At 45.9% G+C, this 25,876-nt stretch carries 25 protein-coding genes and 2 pseudogenes; 16 read left to right on the top strand and 11 right to left on the bottom strand.

All coding sequences use genetic code 11. The features are described 5' to 3' along the window. Together C7Y66_RS11775 and C7Y66_RS11770 are read right to left on the bottom strand one after the other, a co-directional pair. A partial coding sequence (locus C7Y66_RS11775) for a bifunctional acetate--CoA ligase family protein/GNAT family N-acetyltransferase (RefSeq protein WP_106545713.1) occupies positions 1 to 2,780 on the bottom strand: 2,780 nt, incomplete at its 3' end. Between the two features lie 122 nt (positions 2,781 to 2,902). Next, the gene (locus tag C7Y66_RS11770) at positions 2,903 to 3,808 is read right to left on the bottom strand and encodes a LysR substrate-binding domain-containing protein (RefSeq protein ID WP_106545712.1); all 906 of its coding nucleotides are present in this window, start codon (positions 3,806 to 3,808) and stop codon (positions 2,903 to 2,905) included. A gap of 216 nt (positions 3,809 to 4,024) precedes the next feature. On the opposite strand from C7Y66_RS11770, the gene C7Y66_RS11765 reads away from it, so the two are divergent. The 3 genes from C7Y66_RS11765 (at position 4,025) to C7Y66_RS30510 (ending at position 6,091) form a co-directional block, all read left to right on the top strand. Then, positions 4,025 to 4,486 carry a GNAT family N-acetyltransferase gene (locus C7Y66_RS11765; RefSeq protein ID WP_106545711.1) on the top strand — a complete coding sequence of 154 codons (462 nt, stop codon included), beginning with the start codon at positions 4,025 to 4,027 and terminating at the stop codon, positions 4,484 to 4,486. A 114-nt stretch (positions 4,487 to 4,600) separates the two neighbouring features. Next, entirely contained in the window at positions 4,601 to 5,836 is a 1,236-nt protein-coding gene (locus tag C7Y66_RS11760) for an LL-diaminopimelate aminotransferase (protein ID WP_106545710.1), read from the top strand. 99 nt (positions 5,837 to 5,935) lie between these two features. After that, the gene (locus C7Y66_RS30510; RefSeq protein WP_199197385.1) at positions 5,936 to 6,091 is read left to right on the top strand and encodes a hypothetical protein; all 156 of its coding nucleotides are present in this window, start codon (positions 5,936 to 5,938) and stop codon (positions 6,089 to 6,091) included. Here C7Y66_RS30510 and C7Y66_RS11755 read toward each other — a convergent pair. Next, complete coding sequence (locus C7Y66_RS11755; protein WP_106545709.1) at positions 6,079 to 6,294, bottom strand: hypothetical protein; 216 nt, start codon at positions 6,292 to 6,294, stop codon at positions 6,079 to 6,081. The two genes, C7Y66_RS30510 and C7Y66_RS11755, sit on opposite strands and share 13 nt — an antisense overlap. Before the next feature lie 82 nt (positions 6,295 to 6,376). Between C7Y66_RS11755 and C7Y66_RS11750 the strand changes: the two genes are divergently transcribed. Continuing rightward, complete coding sequence (locus tag C7Y66_RS11750) at positions 6,377 to 6,904, top strand: GAF domain-containing protein (RefSeq protein ID WP_106545720.1); 528 nt, start codon at positions 6,377 to 6,379, stop codon at positions 6,902 to 6,904. A gap of 65 nt (positions 6,905 to 6,969) precedes the next feature. On the opposite strand, the pseudogene C7Y66_RS33390 reads toward C7Y66_RS11750, so the two are convergent. Further along, a pseudogene (locus tag C7Y66_RS33390) lies at positions 6,970 to 7,125 on the bottom strand (SAM-dependent methyltransferase); the annotation flags it as partial. Positions 7,126 to 7,283: 158 nt separating this feature from the next. Here C7Y66_RS33390 and C7Y66_RS11740 point away from each other — a divergent pair. The 5 genes from C7Y66_RS11740 (at position 7,284) to C7Y66_RS11720 (ending at position 10,843) form a co-directional block, all read left to right on the top strand. After that, positions 7,284 to 8,018, top strand: coding sequence for a glutathione peroxidase (locus C7Y66_RS11740; RefSeq protein ID WP_015154459.1), 735 nt, complete (start codon positions 7,284 to 7,286; stop codon positions 8,016 to 8,018). Positions 8,019 to 8,215: 197 nt separating this feature from the next. Continuing rightward, positions 8,216 to 8,689, top strand: coding sequence for a TspO/MBR family protein (locus C7Y66_RS11735; protein WP_106545708.1), 474 nt, complete (start codon positions 8,216 to 8,218; stop codon positions 8,687 to 8,689). A gap of 91 nt (positions 8,690 to 8,780) precedes the next feature. Continuing rightward, complete coding sequence (locus C7Y66_RS11730; protein ID WP_015154461.1) at positions 8,781 to 9,242, top strand: TspO/MBR family protein; 462 nt, start codon at positions 8,781 to 8,783, stop codon at positions 9,240 to 9,242. A gap of 129 nt (positions 9,243 to 9,371) precedes the next feature. After that, a complete protein-coding gene (locus C7Y66_RS11725; protein ID WP_015154462.1) occupies positions 9,372 to 10,154 on the top strand; it encodes an ATP-binding cassette domain-containing protein in 783 nt (260 codons plus the stop codon). Further along, complete coding sequence (locus C7Y66_RS11720) at positions 10,151 to 10,843, top strand: ABC transporter permease (RefSeq protein WP_015154463.1); 693 nt, start codon at positions 10,151 to 10,153, stop codon at positions 10,841 to 10,843. The genes C7Y66_RS11725 and C7Y66_RS11720 overlap by 4 nt, the downstream gene beginning before the upstream one ends. 73 nt (positions 10,844 to 10,916) lie before the next feature. Here the strand turns inward: C7Y66_RS11720 and hisG are convergent, their stop codons facing one another. Then, positions 10,917 to 11,561, bottom strand: coding sequence for an ATP phosphoribosyltransferase (gene hisG / locus C7Y66_RS11715; RefSeq protein ID WP_106170681.1), 645 nt, complete (start codon positions 11,559 to 11,561; stop codon positions 10,917 to 10,919). 197 nt (positions 11,562 to 11,758) lie between these two features. On the opposite strand from hisG, the gene rppA reads away from it, so the two are divergent. Next, a complete protein-coding gene (rppA, locus tag C7Y66_RS11710; RefSeq protein WP_106545707.1) occupies positions 11,759 to 12,448 on the top strand; it encodes a two-component system response regulator RppA in 690 nt (229 codons plus the stop codon). 55 nt (positions 12,449 to 12,503) lie between these two features. Here the strand turns inward: rppA and C7Y66_RS11705 are convergent, their stop codons facing one another. From C7Y66_RS11705 to bioA, 3 genes are all read right to left on the bottom strand, one after another. After that, positions 12,504 to 13,043 carry a GNAT family N-acetyltransferase gene (locus tag C7Y66_RS11705; RefSeq protein ID WP_106545706.1) on the bottom strand — a complete coding sequence of 180 codons (540 nt, stop codon included), beginning with the start codon at positions 13,041 to 13,043 and terminating at the stop codon, positions 12,504 to 12,506. Between the two features lie 73 nt (positions 13,044 to 13,116). Continuing rightward, a complete protein-coding gene (bioB, locus tag C7Y66_RS11700) occupies positions 13,117 to 14,106 on the bottom strand; it encodes a biotin synthase BioB (RefSeq protein WP_199197386.1) in 990 nt (329 codons plus the stop codon). Positions 14,107 to 14,215: 109 nt separating this feature from the next. Further along, complete coding sequence (gene bioA, locus C7Y66_RS11695) at positions 14,216 to 15,496, bottom strand: adenosylmethionine--8-amino-7-oxononanoate transaminase (protein WP_106545705.1); 1,281 nt, start codon at positions 15,494 to 15,496, stop codon at positions 14,216 to 14,218. Positions 15,497 to 15,832: 336 nt separating this feature from the next. On the opposite strand from bioA, the gene C7Y66_RS33385 reads away from it, so the two are divergent. The 3 genes from C7Y66_RS33385 to C7Y66_RS11680 are packed head-to-tail and all read left to right on the top strand — an operon-like array spanning position 15,833 to position 16,942. After that, on the top strand, positions 15,833 to 16,042 hold the full coding sequence (locus C7Y66_RS33385; RefSeq protein WP_039716585.1) for a DUF2997 domain-containing protein: 210 nt from the start codon (positions 15,833 to 15,835) through the stop codon (positions 16,040 to 16,042). Between the two features lie 52 nt (positions 16,043 to 16,094). Beyond that, positions 16,095 to 16,481, top strand: a complete 387-nt coding sequence (locus C7Y66_RS11685) for a DUF1257 domain-containing protein (RefSeq protein WP_039716584.1) — start codon at positions 16,095 to 16,097, stop codon at positions 16,479 to 16,481. Beyond that, complete coding sequence (locus tag C7Y66_RS11680; protein ID WP_106545704.1) at positions 16,481 to 16,942, top strand: ferredoxin; 462 nt, start codon at positions 16,481 to 16,483, stop codon at positions 16,940 to 16,942. The genes C7Y66_RS11685 and C7Y66_RS11680 overlap by 1 nt, the downstream gene beginning before the upstream one ends. Before the next feature lie 121 nt (positions 16,943 to 17,063). Here the strand turns inward: C7Y66_RS11680 and C7Y66_RS11675 are convergent, their stop codons facing one another. The 3 genes from C7Y66_RS11675 to C7Y66_RS11665 all read right to left on the bottom strand — a co-directional run bounded on the left by C7Y66_RS11675 (position 17,064) and on the right by C7Y66_RS11665 (position 22,125). Continuing rightward, entirely contained in the window at positions 17,064 to 18,581 is a 1,518-nt protein-coding gene (locus C7Y66_RS11675; RefSeq protein WP_106545703.1) for a DUF4335 domain-containing protein, read from the bottom strand. Between the two features lie 148 nt (positions 18,582 to 18,729). Continuing rightward, positions 18,730 to 19,329, bottom strand: a complete 600-nt coding sequence (locus C7Y66_RS11670; protein ID WP_015154474.1) for a DUF3038 domain-containing protein — start codon at positions 19,327 to 19,329, stop codon at positions 18,730 to 18,732. Positions 19,330 to 19,488: 159 nt separating this feature from the next. Further along, on the bottom strand, positions 19,489 to 22,125 hold the full coding sequence (locus C7Y66_RS11665; protein WP_106545718.1) for an endonuclease MutS2: 2,637 nt from the start codon (positions 22,123 to 22,125) through the stop codon (positions 19,489 to 19,491). A gap of 549 nt (positions 22,126 to 22,674) precedes the next feature. Here C7Y66_RS11665 and C7Y66_RS11660 point away from each other — a divergent pair. The 3 genes and pseudogenes from C7Y66_RS11660 (at position 22,675) to C7Y66_RS11650 (ending at position 25,810) form a co-directional block, all read left to right on the top strand. After that, a complete protein-coding gene (locus C7Y66_RS11660) occupies positions 22,675 to 23,838 on the top strand; it encodes a GuaB3 family IMP dehydrogenase-related protein (protein WP_015154476.1) in 1,164 nt (387 codons plus the stop codon). Between the two features lie 378 nt (positions 23,839 to 24,216). Further along, positions 24,217 to 24,549: pseudogene (trxA, locus tag C7Y66_RS11655) on the top strand (thioredoxin); the annotation flags it as partial. 190 nt (positions 24,550 to 24,739) lie between these two features. Continuing rightward, positions 24,740 to 25,810, top strand: a complete 1,071-nt coding sequence (locus C7Y66_RS11650; RefSeq protein WP_106545717.1) for an LOG family protein — start codon at positions 24,740 to 24,742, stop codon at positions 25,808 to 25,810. Positions 25,811 to 25,876 lie beyond the last annotated feature (66 nt).

The following is a 25,876-nucleotide window of genomic DNA, read 5'->3' as shown; positions in this document are numbered from 1 at the left end:
CCGAGTTTTTCGCAGACTTTTTGCATGGCTCGATTTTCGGCGAGAATTTCGCCAGTAATGCGAGCGAGTTTTTCGTCACGTCCGACTTGTAATAGACGACTCAATAATTCCGTACCTAACCCTTGTCGCTGATGGCGATCGCCTACCAAAATAGCAAATTCTGCTTCGTTGAAGCCGTGTAATTTACTCAGACGACCAACTGCTAATATTTCTCTTGTTGAGGTTTGTGGATGACGATACTCTGTGACTAATGCCATTTCGCGATCGTAATCGATAAAGCATATCCGCGTTAGTCTTTCGTGTGCGATTCGCTGACTTAACTTAATCAAATGAAAATAACGAAAATAGACACTTTCTTCCGATAGAGTTTGATGAAACTGCACCATTAAAGGTTCGTCTTCGGGACGAATCGGACGAATAGTAACGATCGTGCCATCTCTCATCGTCCATTGACTCACGTACTGCTGGGGATAGGGACGAATCGCCAGTTTCGGCAACCGATCTTCTGGTGTTTCCGGTGAGTGCAAAACGATCCGCGCATCCAGTGCAAGGAGGGAATCAGGACGAGCTAGCAACGGATTGATATCAATCTCCTTAATCCACCGCTGTTCGACTACGAGTTGACTGAATAATACTAAAAGTTGTTCTAGTGCTTCTAGATCGATGCTTTTTCTACCTCTGACTCCTTGCAATGCTTTGTAAATTTGGGTTTGTTCCATCATTCGGCGTGCCAGAGTGGTATTTAAGGGAGGTAGGGCGATCGCTCGATCTTTGAATACCTCCACTAACTGTCCCCCTAAGCCAAATAGCAGCGTAGAACCGAATTGTGGATCGAGACTGCTGCCAATAATCAATTCGTAACCATCCAATTTCAGCATTGGTTGAACGGTAACGCCTAAGAATAGTGGTGCGTGGTGTGTCGTGCGTGGTGCGTGGGGTTTTGTAGGGGCGCACGGCTGTGCGCCCATATCGGAGTGAGGAGGATTATTTTGGACGTATTGGTTGACAGAAGTTTCAATTTTGTGGTAGGCAGAACGCACGGCATCGGCATTGGGTAAATTTAACTGCACGCCGCCGACATCGGTTTTGTGGGTAATGGTTTCGGAAAAGAGTTTCAGGACGACGGGATATCCAATGCGATCGCTATATTCAACTGCTTCTGCTTCACTTCTGGCAATGTAAGTCGGAACGACGGGAATACCATAAGCAGCTAGCACTTGCTTAGATTCAACCTCCGTCAAAATCGTGCGTCCCTGCTGTCGTGCTGTATCAATAATTTGTGTCACCAGAGAACAGCTGTTGCTATCTGCTAAATTTACTGGTAGAGCAGGAGTTTCATATATTCCCCGCAAATTGTAGCTATATCGCCACATCAGGCTGAATACGCGAGCGGCTGTATCTGGATATTGATAAGTAGGAATGCCAGCATCGTTAAGAATCTTTTCCCCGTCGATGACATCTGCACCGCCCATCCAACTCGCCAGAATCGGTTTATCTTGTAGAGGCGTTACATGTAACGTCTCTACATAAGATTTCAATGCTTCTGCCGTCTTGGTAGGGTCAGTCATGGCTTGCGGGGTTAAGATTACTAACAAACCATCACTATTTGGGTCTTTTGCTGCGACCTCTAAGGCTTGAGTGTAACGCTGGGGTTCGGCATCTCCTAAAATATCAATTGGGTTGCTGCGGCTCCAGTGGGTAGGCAGGAATCGATTCAATTCAGTGCGAGTCTCCTCGCTTAATTCTGACAGTTCTCCCCCCATAGCAATCAAGGCATCGGTAGTTAGTACCCCAGGTCCACCAGCATTGGTCAGAATTGTCAAGCGCCGACCTTTGGGACGGGGTTGTTTTGCTAAAACCTCCGCCATATCAAATAAGTCAGAGATCCGGTTAACTTGCAACACGCCGGAACGCCGGAAAGCTGCATCTAATACCACATCGCTACCAGCTAGCGCTCCTGTATGGGAAGCCGCTGCTTTTGCTGCTGCCTCCGTCCGACCTGCTTTGAGGACGATAATTGGTTTGGTCAGTGCAACTTCCCTAGCTGCCGAAAGGAACGATCGCGCATTACCAATAGACTCCATGTAAATGACGATGCTTTTGGTATGAGGATCGTCACCGAGATAGTAAATTAAATCGCCCCAATTAACATCGAGCATGGAACCGATGGAGACAAAGGCGCTAAAACCAACATTTTCTTGCTTGCTCCAGTCGAGGATCGCCGTGCAGAGCGCTCCACTTTGGCTGATGAAACCCACATTACCAGGTCGGGCGATCGCGCTAGCAAACGTAGCATTTAACCCTGTATGCGGACTCATTACTCCCAGGCAGTTAGGTCCGACAATTCGCAGATTGCCTCGACGTGCTTGTTCCAGCACTTGCCGTTCTAACTCGATCCCAGCTACTCCAGCTTCTTTAAATCCAGCAGAAATAATAATCGCACCTTTAACTCCTGCGGCGACACATTCTGCGATCGCCCCTGGTACGGCGGGTGCGGGGATAGCTATGACTGCGAGATCGACTGGCGCGGGAACATCTTGAATGGTGGGATAAGCTTTAATTCCCAATACGCTAGGACGTTTGGGATTGACGGGAAATACAGTTCCCCCAAAGGGATTGCTGATGAGATTCCATAGCAGGGTACGTCCGACGCTACCTTGTTTTTCGCTAGCTCCAATTACAGCAACGTTCTGGGGAGCAAAAATTGAGTTGAGGGGGTTGCTCGACTGCTCGGAGCGGAGAATGTCATGAGCGCGTTCGGCGATCGTTTGTTGTCTCACTGCGGCTCACCTTTGCTAAGTCAAAAGTTTAAAGTCAAAAGTTCTCTGTAGAGACGTTACATGTGTAGAGACGTTACATGTAACGTCTCTACACATGTAACGTCTCTACGCATGTAACGTCTCTACACATGTAACATCTCTACAGAAAAATGTTTGTATATGGAGTCAATAAAGTGCTGCAAAATAGGCGATCGCTCTCCCTTTCGCCATGCTACAGCAATTTCAATTTCAGGAGTTGGTTCTATAAGCGATCGATATATCACCCCGGCGCGCTGTAAATTTTGTAGAGAAGTCGGTACTAGCGCCACTCCTACACCACCTGCTACTAAACTAATGCTAGTTTGTAGTTGTATTGCTTCTTGCACTGCTATTGGACTAAACTCTGTTTGTTGAAAAAATTGCCTAATTTGATTGTAAAGTCCACTACCTAAACGGGCGGGTGGCAAAATGAATAATTCTTGACTCAAGGCTCGAATTGAGATTTGAGTGGATGTAGCGAGAGGATGAGTTTCTGGAATTGCGATCGCCATGCCTTCTTTTAACACGGAAACTATTTCTAACTCTATTTCTTCTAAATCGATTGGTAAGTAAAGAATACCCGCATCAATTTGCTGTTGTTGTAACTGCAAGATTTGTTGCGGCGTTGTCAATTCATGTAAATCCAATACTACCTCTGGACATCGTTCTCGAAAGGCTTTTAATAAGGTGGGTAAAACGCTATATGTCGCCGAACTATTAAACCCCAAGCTCAAACGCCCAATTTCGCCGCGACTCGCTCGTTGTGCTGCTTCCACAGCTTGCTCGATTTGCCTAAGTAACTGTCGTACTTTTTCTAAAAATACTCGACCCGCAGCAGTCAATTCTACACGTCGTTTAGTGCGATCGAACAATCTGACTCCAATTTCAGCTTCTAAATCGCGGATTTGTTGACTTAACGGTGGTTGAGCAATATGCAAGCGTTCGGCAGCGCGACTGAAATTTAATTCCTCCGCGACAGCGATGAAATAGCGTAGGTGGCGAAGTTCCATGATGGTAATTGGTAATTGGTAATTGGTAGTTGGTAGTTGTAGTTATTCCCCTTGTCTTCCTTGTCCCGACTCCCGACTCCGTAAAGGCGCACAGATGTGCGCCCCTACCAACTCCCATATTTATATATTTAAAATATAAATATTTTACTAAATATATATTGGACATATGAAAAAAGCTTTTTTACAGTACAGGTAAGTACGCAATGGATACATCAGATGAGTAATATCAATATTCAAATTCGCCTAGCAACAGTTGAGGATTTAGAGCAAGTATTTTCGTTTATCCGTCAAAAAGCAGCATTTGATGGATATCTAGACGAACTGCAAGCAACTCCCCAGCAGTTAGAGACAACATTATTTGGGCGATCGCCCCTAGCGAGAGTATTATTAGCAGAAGTCGATAACTGCGCGATCGCATTTGCCTTATTTTTCTACACCTACTCCAGTTTTCTCGGTAAACCGAGTATCTGGCTCGACGATTTATTTGTACAGCCACATATGCGCGGACAAAGAGTCGGAACCGCATTACTCAACTACTTATCAACCCTCGCCAGCGAGAACGATTGCAGACGCATAGAATGGACAGTGAACGTCAACAACGATCGCGGCATCGAATTTTACCAAAAACAAGGCGCGCAAATTCTCAACAACCTGCGCTTGTGTCGTCTCAGTTGTTAGGGAGTAGGGAGCAGGGAGTAGGGAGTAGTTAATTTTGACTTTTAACTTTTGACTTTTGACTTTTGACTTTTCACCAGCCCTTAAAATTATTTACGGCACACATGGAGATCGATCGTGGCAAAGATTAACGATAACTACCTGAAACTCAAAGCAGGCTACCTGTTTCCTGAAATTGCGCGGCGAGTGAATGCATTTGCTGAGGCGAATCCCGAGGCAAAAATTATCCGGTTGGGAATTGGCGATGTCACCGAACCATTACCAGAAGCTTGTCGTAGCGCAATGATTCAAGCTGTAGATGAAATGGGCGATCGCGCTACTTTTAAAGGCTACGGTCCCGAACAAGGTTATGCTTGGTTGCGGGAGAAGATTGCTAGCCACGATTTTCAAGCGCGAGGATGCGACATTGACGCTTCAGAAATTTTTATTTCTGATGGTTCCAAGTGCGATACGGGCAATATTCTCGATATTTTTGGCAAAGATAACAGAATTGCCGTTACCGATCCTGTATATCCCGTGTATGTCGATACGAATGTCATGGCTGGACATACGGGAGAGGCAAATGAAAAAGGCGAGTATGGGGGGTTAGTCTATCTTCCCGTGACGGCAGAAAACAACTTTACTGCCGAAATTCCGACTCAAAAAGTCGATTTGATTTATCTGTGTTTCCCCAACAACCCTACAGGTGCGACAGCAACGCGAGATCATCTTCAAGCGTGGGTAAACTACGCCAAAGCCAACGATTCAATAATTTTCTTCGATGCTGCTTACGAGGCATACATCACAGATCCCGATCTACCCCATTCTATTTATGAAATTGAGGGGGCTAGAGATTGCGCGATCGAATTTCGTTCTTTTTCTAAAAATGCTGGCTTTACAGGTACGCGCTGCGCTTTAACTGTCGTACCCAAAACTCTCAAGGCAAAAGCTGCTGATGGTGCGGATGTAGAATTGTGGAAATTGTGGAATCGCCGTCAGTCCACTAAATTTAATGGTGTATCTTACATCGTGCAGCGTGGTGCTGAGGCAGTTTATTCGGAAGCAGGGAATTCACAAATTAACGCTCTTGTCAATTTTTATCTAGAAAACGCCAAAATCATCCGTACTCAACTGATGGCTGCGGGTTTAGAAGTATATGGCGGCGTGAATGCACCTTATGTCTGGGTAAAAACCCCGCACGGTTTATCCAGTTGGGATTTCTTTGATAAGCTGCTGCAAGTTTGCAATGTGGTGGGAACGCCTGGTTCGGGATTTGGTGCGGCTGGTGAAGGCTACTTCCGTATCTCTGCATTCAACAGTCGCGAGAACGTGGAAGAAGCGATGACACGGATTGTCGAGAAGTTTAAAGTGTAGAGCGAAAATACAGTGTAGGGGCGAGTTCACCAAAAATCTCTATACTTAGGTGAAGATCTATCTAAACTCGCCCTGACTCGATATATTGTCAATCTTCCTATGACTACCACAAGTTCTGTCGTCAAACCTGTTAGCCAAATGCAGCTGGCTCCTGGTAGTGTAGTGACTATTCCCAACGTTAGTTGGCAAGAATTTGAGTTAATCTTGCACGAATTAACAGTTTGCAATCGCCATAAATTCACTTATTTATCCTGACTAGATTCTGATTCTTCTGGACGCTGATATGCAGGAGGATAATCTACAAATTCATCGGTTCTAGTTGTATTAGTTGTCACTCCTTCTGGTAAGACATCTTCGGCGGCATCGGTTGATTTGTCAGCGGCGATATCCATTTGACCCGCTGCATTTGTATTAGGTTTATCGCTTGTGCCTTTATGATTTGCATGACCGCTAGGCATGATCTTTTCCTCGCATTTTCTATATACTTTTAGATTAGACAGAGCGATCGCAGATCGACCCTATCAAAAGGCTAAGATTTCTATGCAAGATTCGACTATTTTAAGCAAGATTCTCTCCGAACATCGTCCGCCAGAAGCAATTTTTTCAACTTTACTACCAGTATTAGGAGATCTATTACAATGCGATCGCTGTTTTCTCTATTTACGCCATCCTCAAACTAATATTGGTAAAGTTGTCAGTTGTTGGTGTCGCAGTCCTGAATATCCTGATGTAACTGATTCAGACTGGAAAGCAGAACCCACCGATTTAATAAACAACGAAGACCCTTTATTTGCAGCCGCTTTGCGTGCCGAACCATCAATTTTTGTGGAAGATGTAGAGACAGCAGATCCAAAAGTGGTCAATAAAGATTTTGAGCGTAAAAATTTCGGACACCGAGCTTTAATTCACGCTCATTTATGCGACAAAAATCAATTATGGGGTATTTTACAACCCTGTGTATTCGGTCAACCGAGAGTTTGGACTGAAACAGATCGTGAAATAATTTCAGATGTAATAGACAAGCTTACGCCTATAGTCATTAATTATGTTACATCTACCCAGAATTAAATAGTAGAGTGGGCAATGCCCACCTATCTATATATAAAATAATTTAATTGCGAATCCTTCGCGATCGCAATTTTTTCTGATAATTGTCCCGTGCCGCAACCGAGATCTAAAATTCTTTCTCCTGGTAGCGGTGACAGCAACTCTAGCAGTGATTCGCCGTACTGCCACACAAACGCATGTTTACTCTCGTAGAGGGATGTATTCCAAGCATTTTCTGGCATATTTTTATCTTCGTCTGCTAGTTTCCCGGGCTTCAGGATAAATTGTAGTATCCACATGTACATGTAGTAGTATAGCAACGCGAGCGAAAGAGTTGACAAGTGAACTCATAACGAGTACGCTCTATCTGTATGTAGATTTGTGAAGTGAAGGAGATACCGTGCTGTCTAACCGCGAAGGACAAAAAGTACCCAGTGTTAAATTTCGGACTCGCCAGAATAACGGATGGTTGGATGTGTCTAGCGACGAGATATTTAACGGCAAGACAGTTGTAGTTTTCTCTTTGCCGGGGGCATATACACCAACTTGCTCGTCAACTCACGTTCCAGGTTACAACGATTTAGCACCAGCCTTTAAAGAGAATGGTGTTGACGAGATTGTTTGTATTTCTGTCAATGATGCCTTTGTCATGAGCGAATGGGCAAAGGATCAAGGTGCAGATAAGGTAACTTTTCTTCCCGATGGCAACGGCGAGTTTACTGACGGCATGGGAATGTTGGTAGACAAATCGGAGTTAGGATTTGGCAAGCGTTCTTGGCGCTATTCCATGCTGGTGAAAGATGGTGTAGTAGAAAAGATGTTTATCGAGCCAGAGGAACCAGGCGATCCCTTTAAAGTATCCGATGCCGAAACCATGCTCAATTACATTAACCCAGAAGCGGCAAAACCGAAGTGCGTCTCTTTGTTCGCCAAAGTTGGTTGTCCGTTCTGCACCCGTGCGAAAGAAATGCTGCAAGGACGCGGAATTGAATACGAAGAAATCGTTTTAGGGCAAGATGCGACAACCCGTTCTCTACGGGCAATGACGGGAGCAATGACAGTACCGCAAGTCTTTATCGATGGAAGGCTTATCGGTGGTTCGGAAGCCTTAGAAGCCTATTTGAGTACAAACTAGGTGGTTCTTGATTGAATGAGATATTAGGGTCTGTAGGGGCGCACAGCTGTGCGCCCCTACAAGATGTATACTGCGATCGACTGAGAACTGCTATAACTCCTAGTTCCTGAATTTCGACTTCTCTCCAATGACTGAGTACTCATATTGCCCTAAACTGTCACAATCGCGATAGAAGACTGAGGAAAGGATAAACAAGAATGATTCCGTCTTGGTTAGCGATTGGAGGAATAACGTTTCTTGTCGCCTTCGGTGGCTTTTTCTTTAAGCCTCGCGATTTGAAATGGGCAGTTCAACTGGAACGCCCACATTGGTTAACTTTTGAGCCATTAATTCCAGTAATATGGATGGTGATTTTTACGTGTGGGGCAATTTCAGCTTATATTGTTTGGGAAGCAGAACCAGGTAGCCTCAAGACCTGGTTATTAATGGGCTTATACCTAGTTTTAGAATTAATTACCGTTGCTTATTTACCAGTGACGCTACAACTACGTAGTTTGGCGATCGGTACGTTTGTTGGTTTCTCAGGCGTACTCTTGAGCGTATTGTTGTTACTAGCTGTCTTGCAAATCTCTGGATGGGCAGCAGCTTTGCTCATACCTTATACCATTTGGAGCCCCATCGGCACGTTTACAACTTGGGAAATGATTCGCCTCAATCCTACAGAGCAGTGAACAGTTGTCAGTTATCAGTGACTAGTGACTAGTGACTAGACCAATAAAGAATCTAGCCACTAGCCACTCAGTACTTACTACTCACTTAATCATGATTAAATCTTGGATGGTAATCGGGGCTGTGACGCTGTTGGTGGCACTTGGTTCAAATTTCTTTACACCAAGCGATCGCAAATGGTTTAAGCGCTTGCGCCGCCCTAACTGGTTGACGTTTGAAGCATTAATTCCCGTCATTTGGACGGTCGTATTTATTTGCGGTGCTTGGTCGGCTTATATCGTGTGGGAAAATACGGGTAGCTGGTTGCTGATGGGGTTTTACCTGTTGGTAGAAATTCTAATCGTTTCCTACACGCCTGTGATGTTTAGGACTCGCAGCCTCAAAATTGGGACGATTATTGGTGGTACGGGTGCGATCGCTGGTCTATTATTAGCCTTAACTGTCCTCAGCGTTTCCCCTTGGGCGGCGGCTTTACTCCTACCGTATCTAATTTGGAGTCCGATTGGCACTTACACGACTTGGGAAATGGCAAAATTGAATCCCCAGGATGTCTAGCGATAAGTTATAGCTTGCTTCTACCCCTGTTTGCATGTAAGTTGATACACTAAAAGCTCAACCATTACTTCGATCGCGGGTAAATCAGCACATAATGTTACCTGAGGCAACCCCTTTCGGGAGTCGTTTATGCCGCAGGATAATCCAATTGCAATCGAATTTCGCGATGTCACGTTCATTCAGAACGGACGGGCGCTGGTATCAAATCTCAATTTCACCATCGGGCGAGGTGAAGTTTTGGTCTTATTGGGACGCAGTGGTAGTGGCAAAACTACGACCATGAAGTTGATCAATCGTCTGTTCGTCCCTTCTCACGGTGAGATTCTGTTTGAAGGCATTCCTACAACCAAGTGGGATGAAATCAAATTACGCCGTCAGATGGGATACGTGATTCAGGAGACAGGTTTGTTTCCGCATTTCACGATCGAACGAAATGTGGGCTTAGTGCCAGCTTTAGAAAGTTGGAAACCCAAACAAATTAAGGCACGAGTTTACGAACTGTTAAACTTAGTTGGTTTGGAACCGGAGCAATTCGCTCATCGTTACCCCCGCGAACTTTCTGGAGGACAACGACAGCGTGTAGGAGTCGCTAGGGCGCTAGCTGCCGATCCGCCCGTGTTATTGATGGACGAACCTTTCGGCGCGCTCGATCCAGTCACTCGTCTAGAAATTCAACAGCAGTTTCGCCGCTTGCAACAGCAGTTAGGCAAAACCGTAATTTTCGTAACGCATGATATTCAGGAAGCTTTTATTTTGGCTTCTCGAATTGGTCTCATGCAAGCAGGACGGATGCTGGTGTTAAGTACGCCAGAAGAGTTTTTAAAATCTCCCAAGCCAGAGGCGCGTGCTTTTATCAAAGGGTTACCACCGTTTGCTCAGATTTATAATTCTGGTGAGAAGAACGGAAAATGAACTTGAGTGAATTTTTTCTGGTGAAGTACGCGCCGGAGATTTTACAGGAAACTGCTACCCATATCCTCTTGGTAGGAATTTCAATTGGTGTTGCGACTTTGGTAGGTATTCCGCTAGGGATCTGCATCACCCGTAAACCCAGCCTGCGTCAGCCAATCTTGGGAATTGCTAACGTGTTGCAAACAATTCCTAGTTTGGCACTATTTGGATTTTTAATTTCCGTGCCGCTAATTGGCGGAATTGGGGCGCGGACGGCGATAATTGCTCTAACCCTCTATTCTCTCCTACCAATTATTCGCAATACCTATACAGGAATTATTAACGTCGATCCGGCAATTCGTGAGGCAGGAAAGGGGATGGGCATGACCGATCGCCAGTTACTCTTGCAAGTCGAGGTTCCGTTGGCGCTAGGGGTGATTTTAGCAGGGGTAAGGGTAGCTACGGTGATTGCGATCGGGGTTGCCACGATCGCAGCAGCAATTGGCGCTGGCGGCTTGGGCGTGTTTGTATTTCGGGGAATTGCAATGGTCAACAATCAGTTGATTCTGGCAGGGGCAGTTCCGGCGGCGGTGTTAGCAATTTTAGCAGATTGGGCGATCGCTACTTTGGAACGCCGTTTAACGCGCCGAGGTACTTGGGAGCGGGGGAGCAGGGGAGCAGAGGAGCAGGGGAGATTGGTGCAGTCTTAGCAGAGAGCGCACGAGCGATCGAGCAGGGAACCTCTGCTTGAAAGCATAGGATTGAAATGTAGATTTTACTCAACTAAACAGGTGACATAATTGCCGTGCGAATTTGTTCGATATACTGATAAAAATTCCCGCTGTTAAGCCGATAGCTTAAGGGATGAGCGATCAGTCTTGCCGTACTTTCAAACAATGTTTCAATCTCGATTAATCCATTTTCTTGTAGCGTTCTACCAGTAGAAACTAAGTCAACAATTGCCTCAGACATACCCGTAATTGGTCCCAATTCTACAGAACCGTATAAAGTAATAATTTCTACTGGTAAATCTAAATTTTCAAAATACTCGCGGGCGCAATTAACAAACTTAGAAGCAACTCTTCCGTGAGCTGGTAATTCTAAAGCCGAACGATAAGGACTAGAAGCTTTGACAGCCACAGAGAGCCGACAAGAACCGAATTTTAAATCGGCTAGATTGGCAACTTTCGGTTTTTTCTCGCGCAATACGTCATAGCCAACAATTCCTAATTGTGCCTGTCCATATTCTACGTAAACGGGTACATCTTGCGCCCGTACTAATAAAGCTTTGGCAATATTATTCGAGTCTTGAATCTGTAATTGGCGATTGCTGGAATCGAGAAATGCACTAAAATCTAAACCGACAGATTGCAACAAACGGATACTATCTTTTAAAAGTGCGCCTTTGGGTAGTGCTACGGTAATCATGGCTAGGGAGTAGGGAGTAGGGAATAGGGGAAGAAACAGAAGACAAGTCCTGATTCTCACAAAAAACTATTATGCCCTGAAACTAGAACGATCGCGATTGTATAATTCTGATTTTCTATATTAGTGAGACACTGCCAGATTGCAGCCAGTGTAAGAATAGAAATATCGCGTAATCTATCCGTGCAGCCAAGATTGATATGAAAATCTTGTTAGTTGACGATGAAGTTGAACTAACCGATCCTCTTAGTCGCCTCCTCAGCCGTGAAGGATACGAGGTTGATGTGGCATATGATGGGAACAAAGGTAGCAATTTGGCTACTCAGAAGACTTATGACTTACTGATCCTCGATTGGATGCTCCCCCACCAATCGGGGTTAGATATTTGTCAGCAATTACGCCGCAGTGGTAAAAATACACCTGTCCTCTTCCTGACTGCTAAAGATACGATAGACGATCGCGTGCAAGGTTTAGATGCGGGTGCAGATGATTATATTGTTAAGCCTTTTGAATTACGCGAATTACTTGCAAGAGTCCGCGCTTTGTTACGGCGAGGCGCTGTAGATTTAAATCTAGCTGCAACTCAACGTTTACAAGTTGCAGATTTAGAATTAGATGTGGAAAATCGCTTAGCTTATCGTCAAGGACGCACGATTGAGTTGTCAGAGAAAGAGACTAAGCTTTTAGAATATTTTATGCGTCATGTCGGACAAGTTTTAACTCACGACCAAATTCATCAATATTTATGGACTGAAGAGGAACAACCGAGCAGTAATGTTTTAGCTGCTTTAGTTCGGTTATTAAGACGCAAAATTGAAGCGAAGGGAGAAATAGTGTTAGTTCATACTGTTTATGGGAAAGGTTATCGGTTTGGGGATGGTAATGGGTAATAGGTAAATGATAATAGAAAGTATCAAATGTTTGGTAAACTCGCTCCTACAGATGCTACGCTCTCTCAATGCGATATTCTAATAAATATAAAATATTTCCATTTGTCTTTTTGTGTTCGTATTCTCTCACAACTTTTCCGCCCAATGTTTCTGGGATTTTGCGACTAGCAATGTTGGCGCGATCGACAGGATAGAGAAAATATTCATAATCTAGATTTTGCTCAGCCCAATTTTTGATACCTGTAATTGCTTCTAATCCATACTTATGACCGTGGGCTGTTTTTTTTAACCAAATACCGAATTCTGGGGTTTTGCCAAGCATACCATGAAGACCTGCACAGCCTAAGAATTCTTGCGAATCCTTTTTTAAGATCGCTAGTATTAGATCGCTACCCTTTTCTAAATCTACAATTGCATTCTCAATAAATGCTTCTATTTCAGCAATATGTTGGGGCGATCGCGGACACATATATTTAGTAATATCTTCAGTAAATTCTGAAAAGATTTCTTCTTTATACGCCATCGATACAGGTTTTAATCTGAGGCGATTTGTTAATATCTCCGTGCTAAGTAAATCCATTTTTATGTCACGCATCAGTCGTAGGCGAAGCGTAGCGTTAGACGCTAAGACGCTAAGAAGAACACAAAGAATAGTCGCTCCTTGCTCCTCACTCCTCCAAAACAAAACCAGCGTCGCGAATCATGTCTAAATCCATTTGTGCTGCTTGTCCTGGGGTGGTGAGATAGTCGCCAATGAAGATGGAGTTGGCGGGATATAATCCTAACGGTTGGAGCGATCGCAAATGGACTTCTCTACCTCCGGCAATCCGAATTTCTTGTGATGGTAGCAAGAATCGAAATAAACATAATATCCGTAGACAGCGTTGCGGATTGAGTTGTTGTAATCCTGCGAGTGGTGTACCTGGTATTGGGATCAAAAAGTTAATTGGTACGCTTGTTACTTCTAATTGTCGCAGTGACAGAGCTAAATCGATAATATCGTCATCTGACTCACCCATCCCTATTATTCCGCCCGAACAAGTCGTAATTCCAGCAGCTTTAACATTCTCCACCGTCGCCACGCGATCGCTAAAAGTATGAGTCGTACAAATTTGTTCGTGGTGCGATTCTGCTGTGTTGAGATTGTGGTTGACTCTATCTACTCCGGCTGCTGCTAAACGCTGCGTTTGTGACTCACTCAACAACCCTAAACAAGCACAAATTTTCAAATCGTAATTTGCCTTGACTTCTCGCACGGCTGCTAAAAATTTGGCAAAAGTTGTTTCGTTTGGCGATCGCCCAGACAGTACCATGCAGAATGTACCTGCTTTTAAACTAGCTGCCCGTGCTGCGGCAGCTAAAATTTTCTCCTGTGCCATCAACGGATATTTCTCAATTTCTGCCGTGGAGATTTTTGATTGGGAACAATAATGGCAATCTTCAGGGCAAAGTCCACTTTGGGCATTGAGCAAAAAGTGCAGTCGAACGCGATTACCCCAATAATGTTTGCGAACTTTATAAGCTGCTGCTAGCTGTTCGAGTAACACTTCATTAGGGGCGCTGAGTACGGCTAACGCTTCCTCACGGCTGATAAGATCTCCTGCTAAGGAGCGATCGGCAAGTTGATTCCAATTTGGTAAGGTGATGGTTTGGGGCATTGGTAGTTGGTAGTTGGTAGTTGACGATCGGCAGTTGTTGGTTGTTGCTAATTTTTTGACTTTTGACTTTTGACTTTTGACTTTTGACTTTTGACTTTTGACTTTTGACTCACTCATCCACAACCCGACGAATCACTTCGTAAATCGATTCGAGTTGAGTCGGGGTGATGCAGTAGGGTGGCATGAGGTAAATGGTATTACCGAGAGGACGTAAGAGGAAGCCTAATTCGAGAAAGCGCGATCGCAGCTTTGAACCTGTGGCGTTTAAGTAGCTTTCGCTTTCAGCTTTCAGATCCAGGGCTGCTATTGTACCGCAGATGCGGGTACGTTCGATTTTTGGATGCCCGCTCAACCACGTTTCCATGTAGCGACGGTGTAAGGCTTCCATTCCAGCAAATGCGGCTGGATTTTGAGTTAATAATTCCAGCGAGGCGTTGCCTGTGGCGCAAGCTAAGGGATTTCCCATGAAAGAATGACTGTGGAAGAAGGCGCGATCGATATCATCGCTGTAAAAAGCTTGGTAAATTTCCTCTGTTGCTACAGTCACAGATAGAGGTAAACAGCCACCTGATAAACCTTTAGATAAGCAAAGTATATCGGGACAAGTACTTGACTTTAAACAAGCAAATAATTCTCCCGTTCTACCAAAGCCCGTCATAACCTCGTCATAGATTAGCAGCACCCCATGTGTGCGGGCGAGTTTGGCAAGTTCCTGCAAAAATTGGGGACGACACAGGCGCATCCCTGCGGCTCCCTGTACTAATGGCTCGATAAATATGCCTGCGTAACTGTGTGAATTTTTTTGCAATAATTCTGCCAGACAATCCAAAGCCTGTGCTTCGTGGGTAGCGACGTTTAGATCTTCGTCGAATGTGGCAGGAAAAGGTACGATATCCGTTGCAAACATCAAAGTTTTGAAAGTTTGCCACCAAGGAGAACTACTACCAACTGACATTGCTCCTACAGTGTCGCCGTGATAGCCGCCTTCAAAGCTAATGAATCGAGTTCGTTGTTTTTCCCCTTGGTTAAACCAATACTGGTATGCCATTTTCAGCGCAACTTCGATCGCTGTAGAGCCGTTATCGGAGAAAAATACCCGTGTCAGAGATTTAGGTAGATGTTTCAATAGCCCAGTGGCTAATTTTTCTGCTGGCTCGTGGGTAAACCCAGCAAAAATCACTTGTTCTAGTTGTTTTGCTTGTTGGTAAAGAGCCTCAGCTAGTACGGGGTGGCTGTGTCCGTGGATCGTCACCCACCAACTCGAAATACAATCAAGAATCTGCCTTCCATCCTCCAATTCCAACATCACCCCCTCTCCCCTTTTGACTTTCAAAGGAGGAGGAGTCGTTTTCATCTGCGTAAAAGGATGCCAAATTGGAGAGTTGCTCATAACTAGAGGCTAGAGATAAGGGTAAGGAATGGGAGACAAACAACAATATACATTTTCCCCTTGTTCCCTTGTCCCCCCTACTCCCTGCTCCCTGCTCTCTAATTTTCTGCTTGACTGCTGTTGAAAGTTAAGCGAAACTGACAAATAATTACTGTGCGAGTTCACTCTATTGCTAAATTTTGTTAACTTTTTCATCTATATAATTCGATGGATGAAACATTATGTAGCAGTAGGGATATTAAGATAGGGGATCGCGTCGCTCAAAGCAAGCTATCCTGCCCAAATGCTGGATATAAGTGTCAGATAACCTTAAAACCTGTTGTGTTGGCTAGAAGCATGGAAACCTTAGAATTTGTCATCTATCCCGATGGTCGCGTACAGGAAAAAGTTACGGGGATCGTCGGTTCCTCCTGTACGGAAGTTACGGCAGCGCTGGAAGCAGAACTAGGGCAAACCATTAGCCAGCAGCCAACATCAGAATATTTTAATCAAGTTAATACACAAGCTGATGTCTCAATCGCTCAAGCATCGTTTAGCGAATGGTAGCTTTTTTATTTAGTTATTTACCCTAGTTAATTTACGACGATCTAGAAACACTATGTCACACTTTAGCCAAATCAAAACTCAGATCCGCAATTTAACATCCTTGCAAGCAGCTCTTACCGATCTAGGAGTTGATTGGAAATCTGGATCTCGGCAAGTCCGAGGCTATCAGGGACAAACGCGGAATGCCGAAGTGACAATCGAGCAAGATAACGGTTACGATGTAGGGTTTAGTTGGAATGGCAAAGAGTACGAACTCGTCGCCGATATGCAATATTGGCAGCAACCTTTATCAGTAGAAGGTTTCTTGCGCCAAGTGACGCAGCGTTATGCGTACCACACCGTAGTTAACGAAACAGCAAGACAAGGTTTTCAAGTTACCGAACAACAGAAAAACTCAGATGGCTCGATCAGGCTGTTAGTACAGCGCTGGAGTGGCTGATGGACGATCTTGGCACATCGAATCATTCCGACACGGGGCGATCGCACCTAGAACCCGAGTTGGGAGGGAATCTGCGTGATGCTGCCAATCGTTCTGGACTAGAGCCAGAATTGGGCGGTGTTACCCGGCAAAAGGGTGTATACGTTGACGAAATCACTTGTATTGGCTGCAAGCACTGCGCTCACGTCGCTCACAACACCTTTTACATCGAACCAGATTACGGTCGCTCTCGTGTCGTCCGTCAAGATGGTGACGTGGAGGAACTGATCCAGGAGGCGATCGATACTTGTCCGGTAGATTGCATCCACTGGGTCGATTACACTGAGTTAAAGCGGCTAGAACAAGACAGACAATATCAAGTCATTCCCCCAGTTGTAGGATATCCCGTCGAGGGGGCTGTGGCTGCTGCCCAAAAGCGCCGTCGCAAGCAACAGTTAACCCGCAAAAAAGCCAAGTATTAATATATCCAAACAGGCGATCGCTGATTGAGGAGACTGTACAATCCAGTCTCCTTATTTTTATCTCAGTAGAGACGTTACATGTAACGTCCCTACACTAAATAACTGATAACTAACTACTGATTTAGTTTTGCTCCAGAAAAGACTGAACTTTCCCGTCAGCGCCGAGTATGACTCTAACTCTAGGTGTTTCGCCTTGGGGGTTAGCGGAGACAAAGGGTTCGCCGATTAAAGGTAAACCAGAACTCTCGATGTAGTTTCTAGCTGCTTTGCCTAAAGGTTCGATCCGCTGCACCGAGCCGTCTACATCTAGGACAATACTGTATTCTAACGGTTCGCTGAGTCCAGAGGGGGGCTGCCAACGCTGTTGGAAGTATTCTCTGACTTCATTAACTTGCGGCGTAGGGGCAAAAGCTGCCGCTTGGGGTGCTTGTCGTGACGGTTTAGCTGGCGACTCTTCAACTGGCTTACCTTCTAAAGCCGCTCTAATCCTTTCTCTGGGTGTCAAGCCTTCTACTGATGGCGGCGGAGCTGGATTGCTGGGTGGTGCGGCAGGAACGTCGATTGTTGGTGGAGTCTGAGCTGAGCGCTCGGGGCTGGGAGGACTGGGAAGGTTATTGTTGGTAGTAATTCCTGGTAAGGTAGCAATGCTACCTGGTTGCACGGCAGGCTGATTAGCTGGTTGATTAGCCGATGACTTGGGTGTTTGAGTAGAACCAGATGGTGCTTGAGCAATGCCAGGTAGAGGGCTAACTCCAGCGTTAGGCGGTGCAGGTGGGGCAGTGGTTGTAAAGGGTGGCGTGGTTGGCGCGGTAGGCAGGGGAGTGTCTGACAGAGGTGAGGGAATTGGCGAACTCCCCACAGTTGGCGTATTTGGTAAATTTCCTAAAGTTGGGCTTGTCGTCGGCGATGGGAGCTCGCTTGTGGGTGGCACAGACGGTACAGCCTCTGGAGATAGGGTGGGCGAGGGAGAAGGCTGTTGTGGTGGACGACTAGCTGTTTGTGGCTCGTCAGAGCGGTTGAGCAGATGTGCGAGTCCTGCGGTTAAACCTACTCCTACCAGCAATACAGCTGCTATCCCTGCCCAAGCTGTAGAAGGAGTAGCAGCAAAACGAGTCGGGCTATTAAAGTTGACTGGGACAGCTAAAACGTCAGCAGCATATTCATCTAAAGCGTTTGCCAGATCGAATAGTTGCGTCATGCTCAAAGGAATGAATTGCCCCGTACTAGGAGTTGCTAAAGCTCCTAAAAATAAATTATGGGATAATCCTTCACCAGGTTGAATGTATATTCCTCCCGGTTGAGCTGGTGCAGGCGGGCTAGGTGAACCTAATTCTGCTGGTAGGGTGGGCGTATTGGCAGCGTCTTCTACCAACAAAGCATTAAATCGTTCTGGCGACGAAGCGAGAACTCTCTGCACGTAGTTTTTGACAACTTCATGCAATTCTACTAAAGAATGGCGATCGCCCTGAATCCGAATTTGCTCCGCTTCTGGCAGTTGGGAGTCATGAAAGCGCACCTCGAACTGAATTGGCGCAGTCATCGAGTTAGCACCCCGATCCGAGCCTGACGTGCGCTCGGTAACCTGTAACGTACAAGAAGCTTGCGTATACTTTTTAATAATTGGTTCTGACAGAGACATAAGCGAAAATGAGGGAGTAGGGAGCAGAGAGCAGGGAGCAGAGAGCAGGGAGCAGAGGGGCAGGGAGCAGGGGAGAAAAAAACAATCTAAAATCTAAAATTCTCTAGCCACTAGCCACCAGCCACTAGTCGCTTTCCCGACTCCCTAGTTACAATTGCGAACGATCGAGCAAGGTAAGCCATAAGTGCCGATGACCGACAGCACCGCTATAAAATAACAGATCGACTAAGAGCTTGAAGCCTAATTGACTTAGCCAATTGGTTGATAAATGTTCGGCATCTTCCATGCGCTCTTGATAGAGATTGCTGAAACTATCGATGTAGTCGCCCAACACGCCGATTTTATGAGGAACTTCTCGATTGGCGATCGCCTGCTCTAATAACATGACGGCGCGGCGAATTTGAGTCTGATATTGTTTGGCTAGATGACAAATAATTAAAACTAGCGATCGCGCTTCTTCTATATCTAATTTTTTCCTACCCCCATCACCTTTACGTAAAGGATTTGATTGCCTCAAGCGCCATAACGCCACTCGATCGGGGATTTTTGTTGCCAAATTTAATTCTTCTGCTGCCGATAACATTGCCTCAGAACCAATACCTACTAAAGCTTCTAGCGCCAACAATATCAGATCGAGTTGAGCTTTGATATTGTTGAGCTGCACGGGTGCAGGCTCGGCGCGAGTGAGATCGTTCCACTTAGTACTTTGATTGGGAGATTGGGCGCTAGAGTGCATAGTCTTCAGCATAGGTGGTACGACTAAGATACACTGAGCTGTTACCCAATTTGAAACCGTGTTTCTTTGGTTTTGGCTTGTTTTCTCCAGCTAGCAACGAATTTGCCGCTCAAGCAGCTCAGGTTCTGAAATTTTGCTCAGTCAATTTTTACCACATCCTACACGTTGACGCTACCGCAAAAAAGCTACTGTCACCCCAGAGCCACCATCTTCAGGAGCCGCAGCCTCGAAGCGACTTACCATAGGATGCTGTTGCAAAAAATTGTGAACTCCTTGTCTGAGTTTCCCCGTACCGTGACCGTGGATAATCCATATTGTTCCAGACGCTTCGGAGATCGCCTTATCTAGCACGATCTCCGCATCAGCCACCCGACTACCTCGTAGATCGATCGTGTTTTGGGATGTTCTGATTGTTGGTTGTTGGTTGTTGGTTGTTGGTTGTTGGTTGTTGGTTGTTGCTCCTCTGCTCCCCTGCCCCTCTGCTCCTCTGCTTCCTTGTCCCCCTTGTCCTCCTTGTCTCCCTTGTCTCCTCTCTTGAGGTGTTGCTTTTTTCCCATCCAGCGATTCAATGTCTTCTAACTTGACGGTCATTTTCATCAGTCCGAAGCGGACGATTAATTCGCCGTCATCGTTGGGTTCGTTCAAAACTTCTGCGGTTTGCCCTAAACGGGGAATGCGAATGCGATCGCCTGCTTGGGGGCGAAATTCGGCTTTGGGCTTGGATGCAGGAGGAGTATGCTGTTGGGCAAACCGATCGATCGCCACCGTTGCTTGCTGTGCGGCTTGAGCTGTAGGAGTTCCTTGCTGCAACTTGCGAATCACCTGAGCAATTTCCGCTTTAGCTTGGGCGATCGCCTGTTGAATTGCTTGTTCTTGAGAGGCACGTAATTCTCGTTCTCGCGCGTCTAGCTGAGCAGTCCGTTCCGAGAGTTGACGATACAATCGCTCTGTTTGTTGTAATAACTGTTGGGCTTGGGCGGCTTTCGTTTCTTGTTGTCGCCGTTGGGCTTCAAGTCCGGCAATGACCTGGTTCACGTCTTCCGTTGCTTCTCCTACCTGATGTTTTGCTTGCTCGATCACCTCTGGTTTTAATCCCAAACGAGCAGCGATCGCTAAAGCATTAGAGCGACCTGGAATCCCCCACAACAAGCGATAAGTAGGCGATAAAGTTTCCTCATTAAATTCCACCGAGGCATTTTCAAACCGCTCGTCTTGATATTTCAACGCTTTCAATTCGCCAAAGTGAGTTGTCGCCATACTCAGCTCGGCATTGTCGGCAAGGTGACGCAAAAGGGCGATCGCCAAAGCACTACCCTCGACTGGATCGGTTCCCGCACCGACTTCGTCGAGTAGAACAAGTGAGTAGCTAGTGGCTGGTGGCTGGTGACTAGTGGCTAGAATTTCTCCCTTGTCTTCCTTGTCTCCCTTGTCTTCCTTGTCTCCCCCCTCTCCCTTGTCTTCCTTGTCTTCCTTATCTTCCTTGTCTTCCTTGTCTCCCTTGTCTCCCCCCTCTCCCTTGTCCCCTTCTCCCCTACTCCCTGCTCCCAGCTCGTCCCTGCTCCCTACTTCACCAATCGCCTCTAATATCCGGCTAATTCGCCGAATATGACCGGAAAAAGTAGACAAACTCTGCTGTAATGACTGTTCGTCGCCGATATCTGCCAATACCATGTCAAACCAAGGAATTTCTACAGGTTCTTTGGCAGGAATAAATAACCCGACTTTTGCCATCAAAGCTGCTAAACCAAGAGTTTTCAGCGTTACCGTTTTCCCTCCAGTGTTGGGTCCGGTGATCGTAATGACGCGAATGTGGGGCTGAACGATAATATCTACAGGAATGACTGGCTGCCCTTGTTCGTGCTGGTTTTGCCATACGAGCAGGGGATGGCGCAATTGACGTAATGTTGTATTTTCCCCTTGGGAGCGATCGCAAAAGCGGGGTGGATTGGCTTGCAACCAGTAGCTATAACGAGCGCGAGCGCTGGCAAGGTCTATTATCGTTACAACCGCTAGCAAATTTTCTAAATCTGGCTTGACGGCTGCAACTTGCTCAGTCAGCCGTCTGCGAATCGCCTCTTCTTCTGCTTGCTCTCTGGCAATGTATTGTCGCAGTTGATTGCCTAAAGCCACGATCGCGTTAGGCTCTACATACAAAGTTGCTCCGCTCATGGATGCATCGTGGACGATACCGGGAATTGCGTCTTTTTGCGGTGCTTTGACGGGAATAACGAAGCGATCGCCTCTTTGGGTGATAAGTTGTTCCTGTACGGCGTTGGCTTGGCGCTGCAAGATTCCTTGTAGGGTTTGGGTAATTCGTTGGCGCAATTGCCGCACGCGATCGCGAATCTCTGCTAATTTAGGGCTAGCGCGGTCTGCTACCTTACCCTGTTCGTCAATACAGTACAAAATATCCTGTTCTAACTCAGGATCGGTTTTGACAGTAGAGACTAATTCCTGTAAAACTGGTAAATCTTGCTGCTGGTCGATGCTGCGTCGTAACTGTCTCGTTCCGGTGAGAGTTGTGGCGATCGCGAGTAACTGCTCTGCGGTTAATATACCTTGTAATTCTGCTCTTTCTAAAGATTCGCCAATATCTTGAATTCCGGCAAACGACAACCCAGCACTCAGACGACTATCTAACTCGTAGACTTCTTTGGTTTGGTTTAACAATTCCTGACTTTTTGCCTGCGTGTCGGGAACGACCAAATTCCGAGCGGCGATCGCTCCTAGTTTAGTCGCCGTAAAAGTTGCCAAGTGCTGACACAAGCGCGACCATTCTAATAGTTCTAACGTTTCTGATTGAATCAAAGCTTGGTGTTTCAATTTTATTAAAAGGGAGCAGGGAGCAGGGATTAGAGGACAGAATTTATCTCAAGTAATTATTCTGTCTTTGATTTAAAACTTTTAGATCGCAGAAATTAAAATAAAAGGCTTTTAGATATCAAATCTACGTTAAATTCAAGCAAAAGCTGAAAGCTATAGCTTTTTTGACCGGGTTCTGTGCGTGCGATCGCGAATTTTTTCGCTTTAGCTTAGTGTTGAATACATTTGAGCAAACAATACATTTTGACTTTAATTCCATTGTAGTACGCTCTCAGTCAGTCTCAATCGTACTAAAGCCTGAATTTCCCTACCTATTTGTAGTACTATCCCTCTTTTACTGAGCAGGGAGAGAGTACCTGGTTGCTGAGGGAGCATTCATCAAGTCGCAAGTCGCAATTACTAGCCACCAGCCACTATCCACTAGTCACTAGCCACTAGCCACGCACTCCTCACTAACAAAATTCCCCAACCTCTAACCAAACCCCTCGCGAATTTGGTACTCTAGCGAAATAGTTTGGGAACGGGTAAAGAAACGTGAATATTCAAATTGGACGTGGCAAAACCGCACGCCGCGCATACGGCATTGATGAAATTGCACTGGCTCCGGGGCAACGCACTATAGACCCCAGTTTAGCGGATACCAGCTGGCAGATTGGCGCGATCGAGCGAGAAATTCCCATTATTGCCAGTGCGATGGATGGAGTTGTCGATGTACAGATGGCTGTACTGCTTTCCCAGTTAGGAGCTTTGGGCGTACTCAACTTAGAAGGTATTCAAACTCGCTACGCCGACCCAGAGCCAATTTTACAACGGATTGCTTCAGTAGGAACTCATGAATTCGTGCCGCTGATGCAAGAATTGTATGCCGAACCAGTCAAACCCGAATTAATCGAGCAACGAATTAGGGAAATTAAACAGCAAGGTGGTATTGCTGCTGTTAGCGCGACTCCTGCTGGTGCGAGTAAATACGGTAGCGTTGTTGCAAAGGCTGGAGCAGATTTATTTTTTATTCAAGCTACTGTTGTTTCCACAGCTCACATAGCCCCATCTGAGTTTACCAACCTTGACTTGGCGAAATTTTGTCAAGAAATGCCTATGCCCGTCGTGTTGGGCAACTGCGTCACTTACGAAGTGACTTTAAGTTTAATGAAGGCAGGAGCAGCAGCAGTTTTAGTTGGGATTGGTCCTGGGGCGGCTTGTACTTCTCGCGGTGTTTTAGGTGTGGGTGTACCTCAAGCCACGGCGATCGCAGATTGTGCCGCAGCGCGAGAAGATTACTATCAGGAAACCGGAAATTACGTACCAGTAATTGCCGATGGTGGCTTGATTACAGGTGGAGATATCTGTAAGTGTATCGCCTGCGGTGCAGATGGCGTGATGATCGGTTCTCCCTTTGCTAGAGCCGCTGAAGCACCAGGTAAAGGCTTTCACTGGGGCATGGCAACCCCTAGCCCCGTGCTACCCCGTGGAACTCGAATTCGTGTCGGGACAACTGGCACTTGCGAACAAATTTTACGCGGACCCGCTCAACTCGATGACGGGACGCACAATTTCTTGGGCGCTTTAAAAACGAGCATGGGAACTTTGGGGGCAAAAGACATTCGCGAGATGCAACAAGTCGAAGTCGTAATAGCTCCTTCATTGCTCACAGAAGGCAAAGTCTATCAAAAGGCGCAGCAACTCGGTATGGGTAAGTAGGTGACAATCGTTTTGAGTATTGACTTGGAGACTTCTGACTTCACGCATAAGTAAGTTTACTCAAACAAAAACAGCCGACTTAAAAATTTCCATAATCTTGCAAAGAGTACTGGAAAAAATAAAACAGTCGCCTACAATAGAGGAAGCGGAGACGCATGTTTCCGTTCACTCCTCACACCACACTCCGCCCGGACTACTGTTCGGGCGGTTCCTTATGTCTGGGAATTCACGTAGAGTAATCCTTACTTTTCACATCAACTACAATCGCACAGCGATCGCCACAGAGGATCTATCTAATTACAGATACTCAGGAGGTAAAAATGCTTGGTTTTACTGTGATAAAATTTTCAGCAAAGTAAGCAACAATATAGCCAAGGATTTTCAGGCATGTCAGCAGCCGCGCAAGTTACAGATTCTTCTTTTAAGCAAGAAGTACTAGATAGTGAAATCCCAGTGTTAGTGGATTTTTGGGCTCCTTGGTGCGGTCCTTGCCGCATGGTCGCCCCTGTTGTCGATGAAATTGCACAGCAGTACGACGGGCAAGTCAAGGTAGTGAAGCTCAACACCGACGAAAACCCCAATATTGCCAGTCAGTACGGTATCCGCAGTATCCCCACTCTGATGATTTTCAAAGGGGGTCAAAAAGTTGACATGGTAGTAGGTGCAGTACCAAAAACAACACTGTCGAATACTTTAGAAAAGTATTTGTAGAGCTGGGTTAGCACGAAAAAGACTTGCAAGCGCCTGAGGTTTTGGCTATATGGCGCTTTTTGGTCTATACATTCATCAGGGGAGCAATTCTGCTGATTGTAAGACGTGAAATTTTGCGTCTCTGTAATTTCCTCTCAACAGATGTCCCAAATCTCGCTAAAATAGAGTGCCGACCCGTGCAGCAGCACTCATGACTTCATCCCGTTCATTAGACACCATAGACACGCTTAAATCGGACTTAGCTACCCTGTTAGAGCATTTGCCAGATTTGCAACATCGGCAATTGATCCAGCAGGCGATCGCCACTATTATTCGGTTAGCACACAGCGAGATCGACCGTCTCGACTGGAAAATCTTAGCGGCTTCTCTGGCTGATATGGAGCGAGGGTTAGAATTATTTCATACCTATCGTCACGTTCGGAAGGTAACAATTTTTGGTTCGGCACGTACTCCAGTAGATAGCCCGGCGTATAAAATGGCAGTAGACTTCGCCCGTTGTGTCACTCAGTTAGGGTTTATGGTGATGACTGGTGGTGGTGGCGGAATCATGCAGGCGGGAAATGAGGGTGCGGGAAGGGAAAATTCTTTTGGGTTGAATATTCAACTACCATTCGAGCAAGAAGCAAATCCTTACATTGTTGGTGACGCGAAATTAATCCACTTCAAATATTTCTTTACCCGCAAGCTGTTTTTACTCAGGGAAAGCGATGCAGTGGCGCTGTTTCCTGGCGGGTTTGGCACGCAGGACGAAGCATTTGAATGCATGACTTTGAGTCAAACTGGAAAGTTCGGTCCCGTGCCGATGGTACTCATCGACCACCCAGGGGGAGACTATTGGGAAGCTTGGAGCGAATATATTCAAGAGCATTTGATTCAAAAAGGTTTGGTTAGTCCTGAAGATCCCAGTCTTTATACGATTACAGATAACTTAGATGTTGCTTGTAACGCGATCACGCAATTTTATCGGGTTTATCACTCTAGCCGCTACGTACGCGATTTATTGGTAATTCGGCTTGATGCAGAATTATCTGATGCTGAAGTTGAAGAATTGAATGACAATTTCAGCGATATTTTGGTGAAAGGCAAGATTGAAAAAAGCGCGGCTTTACCTCAAGAAACTCAGGATGAAACTATAGACTTGCCCCGGATCGTGCTTTATTTTAATCAAAGAGACTTGGGGCGTTTGTATCAGATGATTGCTAGGATCAATCAGATGGGACAACCTTCAGAAGAAACTGCTTCTCATCCAGAAAGGAAGTAAGGCAAGCAAGGCAACTATTCAGAAGTGCGACCGCCCCTTGCCCATTTTTGCCCCGATCGACATACA

It is taken from the genome of Chroococcidiopsis sp. CCALA 051, from assembly GCF_003015105.1.
Lineage (GTDB): Bacteria > Cyanobacteriota > Cyanobacteriia > Cyanobacteriales > Chroococcidiopsidaceae > Chroococcidiopsis > Chroococcidiopsis thermalis.
The sequence above is the reverse complement of the archived record's forward strand: the minus strand, read 5'-3'. Positions and strand labels throughout refer to the sequence as shown.

Coding starts and splice junctions, on each gene's coding strand:
- C7Y66_RS11725 (WP_015154462.1), top strand. CDS start 9,372: ATGCCGCAGGATAATCCAATTGCAATCGAATTTCGCGATGTCACGTTC.
- C7Y66_RS11680 (WP_106545704.1), top strand. CDS start 16,481: ATGGACGATCTTGGCACATCGAATCATTCCGACACGGGGCGATCGCAC.
- C7Y66_RS11765 (WP_106545711.1), top strand. CDS start 4,025: ATGAGTAATATCAATATTCAAATTCGCCTAGCAACAGTTGAGGATTTA.
- C7Y66_RS11705 (WP_106545706.1), bottom strand. CDS start 13,043: ATGCGTGACATAAAAATGGATTTACTTAGCACGGAGATATTAACAAAT.
- C7Y66_RS11720 (WP_015154463.1), top strand. CDS start 10,151: ATGAACTTGAGTGAATTTTTTCTGGTGAAGTACGCGCCGGAGATTTTA.
- C7Y66_RS11685 (WP_039716584.1), top strand. CDS start 16,095: ATGTCACACTTTAGCCAAATCAAAACTCAGATCCGCAATTTAACATCC.
- C7Y66_RS11750 (WP_106545720.1), top strand. CDS start 6,377: ATGCAAGATTCGACTATTTTAAGCAAGATTCTCTCCGAACATCGTCCG.
- C7Y66_RS11735 (WP_106545708.1), top strand. CDS start 8,216: ATGATTCCGTCTTGGTTAGCGATTGGAGGAATAACGTTTCTTGTCGCC.
- hisG (WP_106170681.1), bottom strand. CDS start 11,561: ATGATTACCGTAGCACTACCCAAAGGCGCACTTTTAAAAGATAGTATC.
- C7Y66_RS11770 (WP_106545712.1), bottom strand. CDS start 3,808: ATGGAACTTCGCCACCTACGCTATTTCATCGCTGTCGCGGAGGAATTA.
- C7Y66_RS11650 (WP_106545717.1), top strand. CDS start 24,740: ATGACTTCATCCCGTTCATTAGACACCATAGACACGCTTAAATCGGAC.
- rppA (WP_106545707.1), top strand. CDS start 11,759: ATGAAAATCTTGTTAGTTGACGATGAAGTTGAACTAACCGATCCTCTT.
- bioB (WP_199197386.1), bottom strand. CDS start 14,106: ATGCCCCAAACCATCACCTTACCAAATTGGAATCAACTTGCCGATCGC.
- C7Y66_RS11755 (WP_106545709.1), bottom strand. CDS start 6,294: ATGCCTAGCGGTCATGCAAATCATAAAGGCACAAGCGATAAACCTAAT.
- C7Y66_RS11730 (WP_015154461.1), top strand. CDS start 8,781: ATGATTAAATCTTGGATGGTAATCGGGGCTGTGACGCTGTTGGTGGCA.
- C7Y66_RS30510 (WP_199197385.1), top strand. CDS start 5,936: ATGACTACCACAAGTTCTGTCGTCAAACCTGTTAGCCAAATGCAGCTG.
- C7Y66_RS11675 (WP_106545703.1), bottom strand. CDS start 18,581: ATGTCTCTGTCAGAACCAATTATTAAAAAGTATACGCAAGCTTCTTGT.
- bioA (WP_106545705.1), bottom strand. CDS start 15,496: ATGAGCAACTCTCCAATTTGGCATCCTTTTACGCAGATGAAAACGACT.
- C7Y66_RS11670 (WP_015154474.1), bottom strand. CDS start 19,329: ATGCTGAAGACTATGCACTCTAGCGCCCAATCTCCCAATCAAAGTACT.
- C7Y66_RS33385 (WP_039716585.1), top strand. CDS start 15,833: ATGGAAACCTTAGAATTTGTCATCTATCCCGATGGTCGCGTACAGGAA.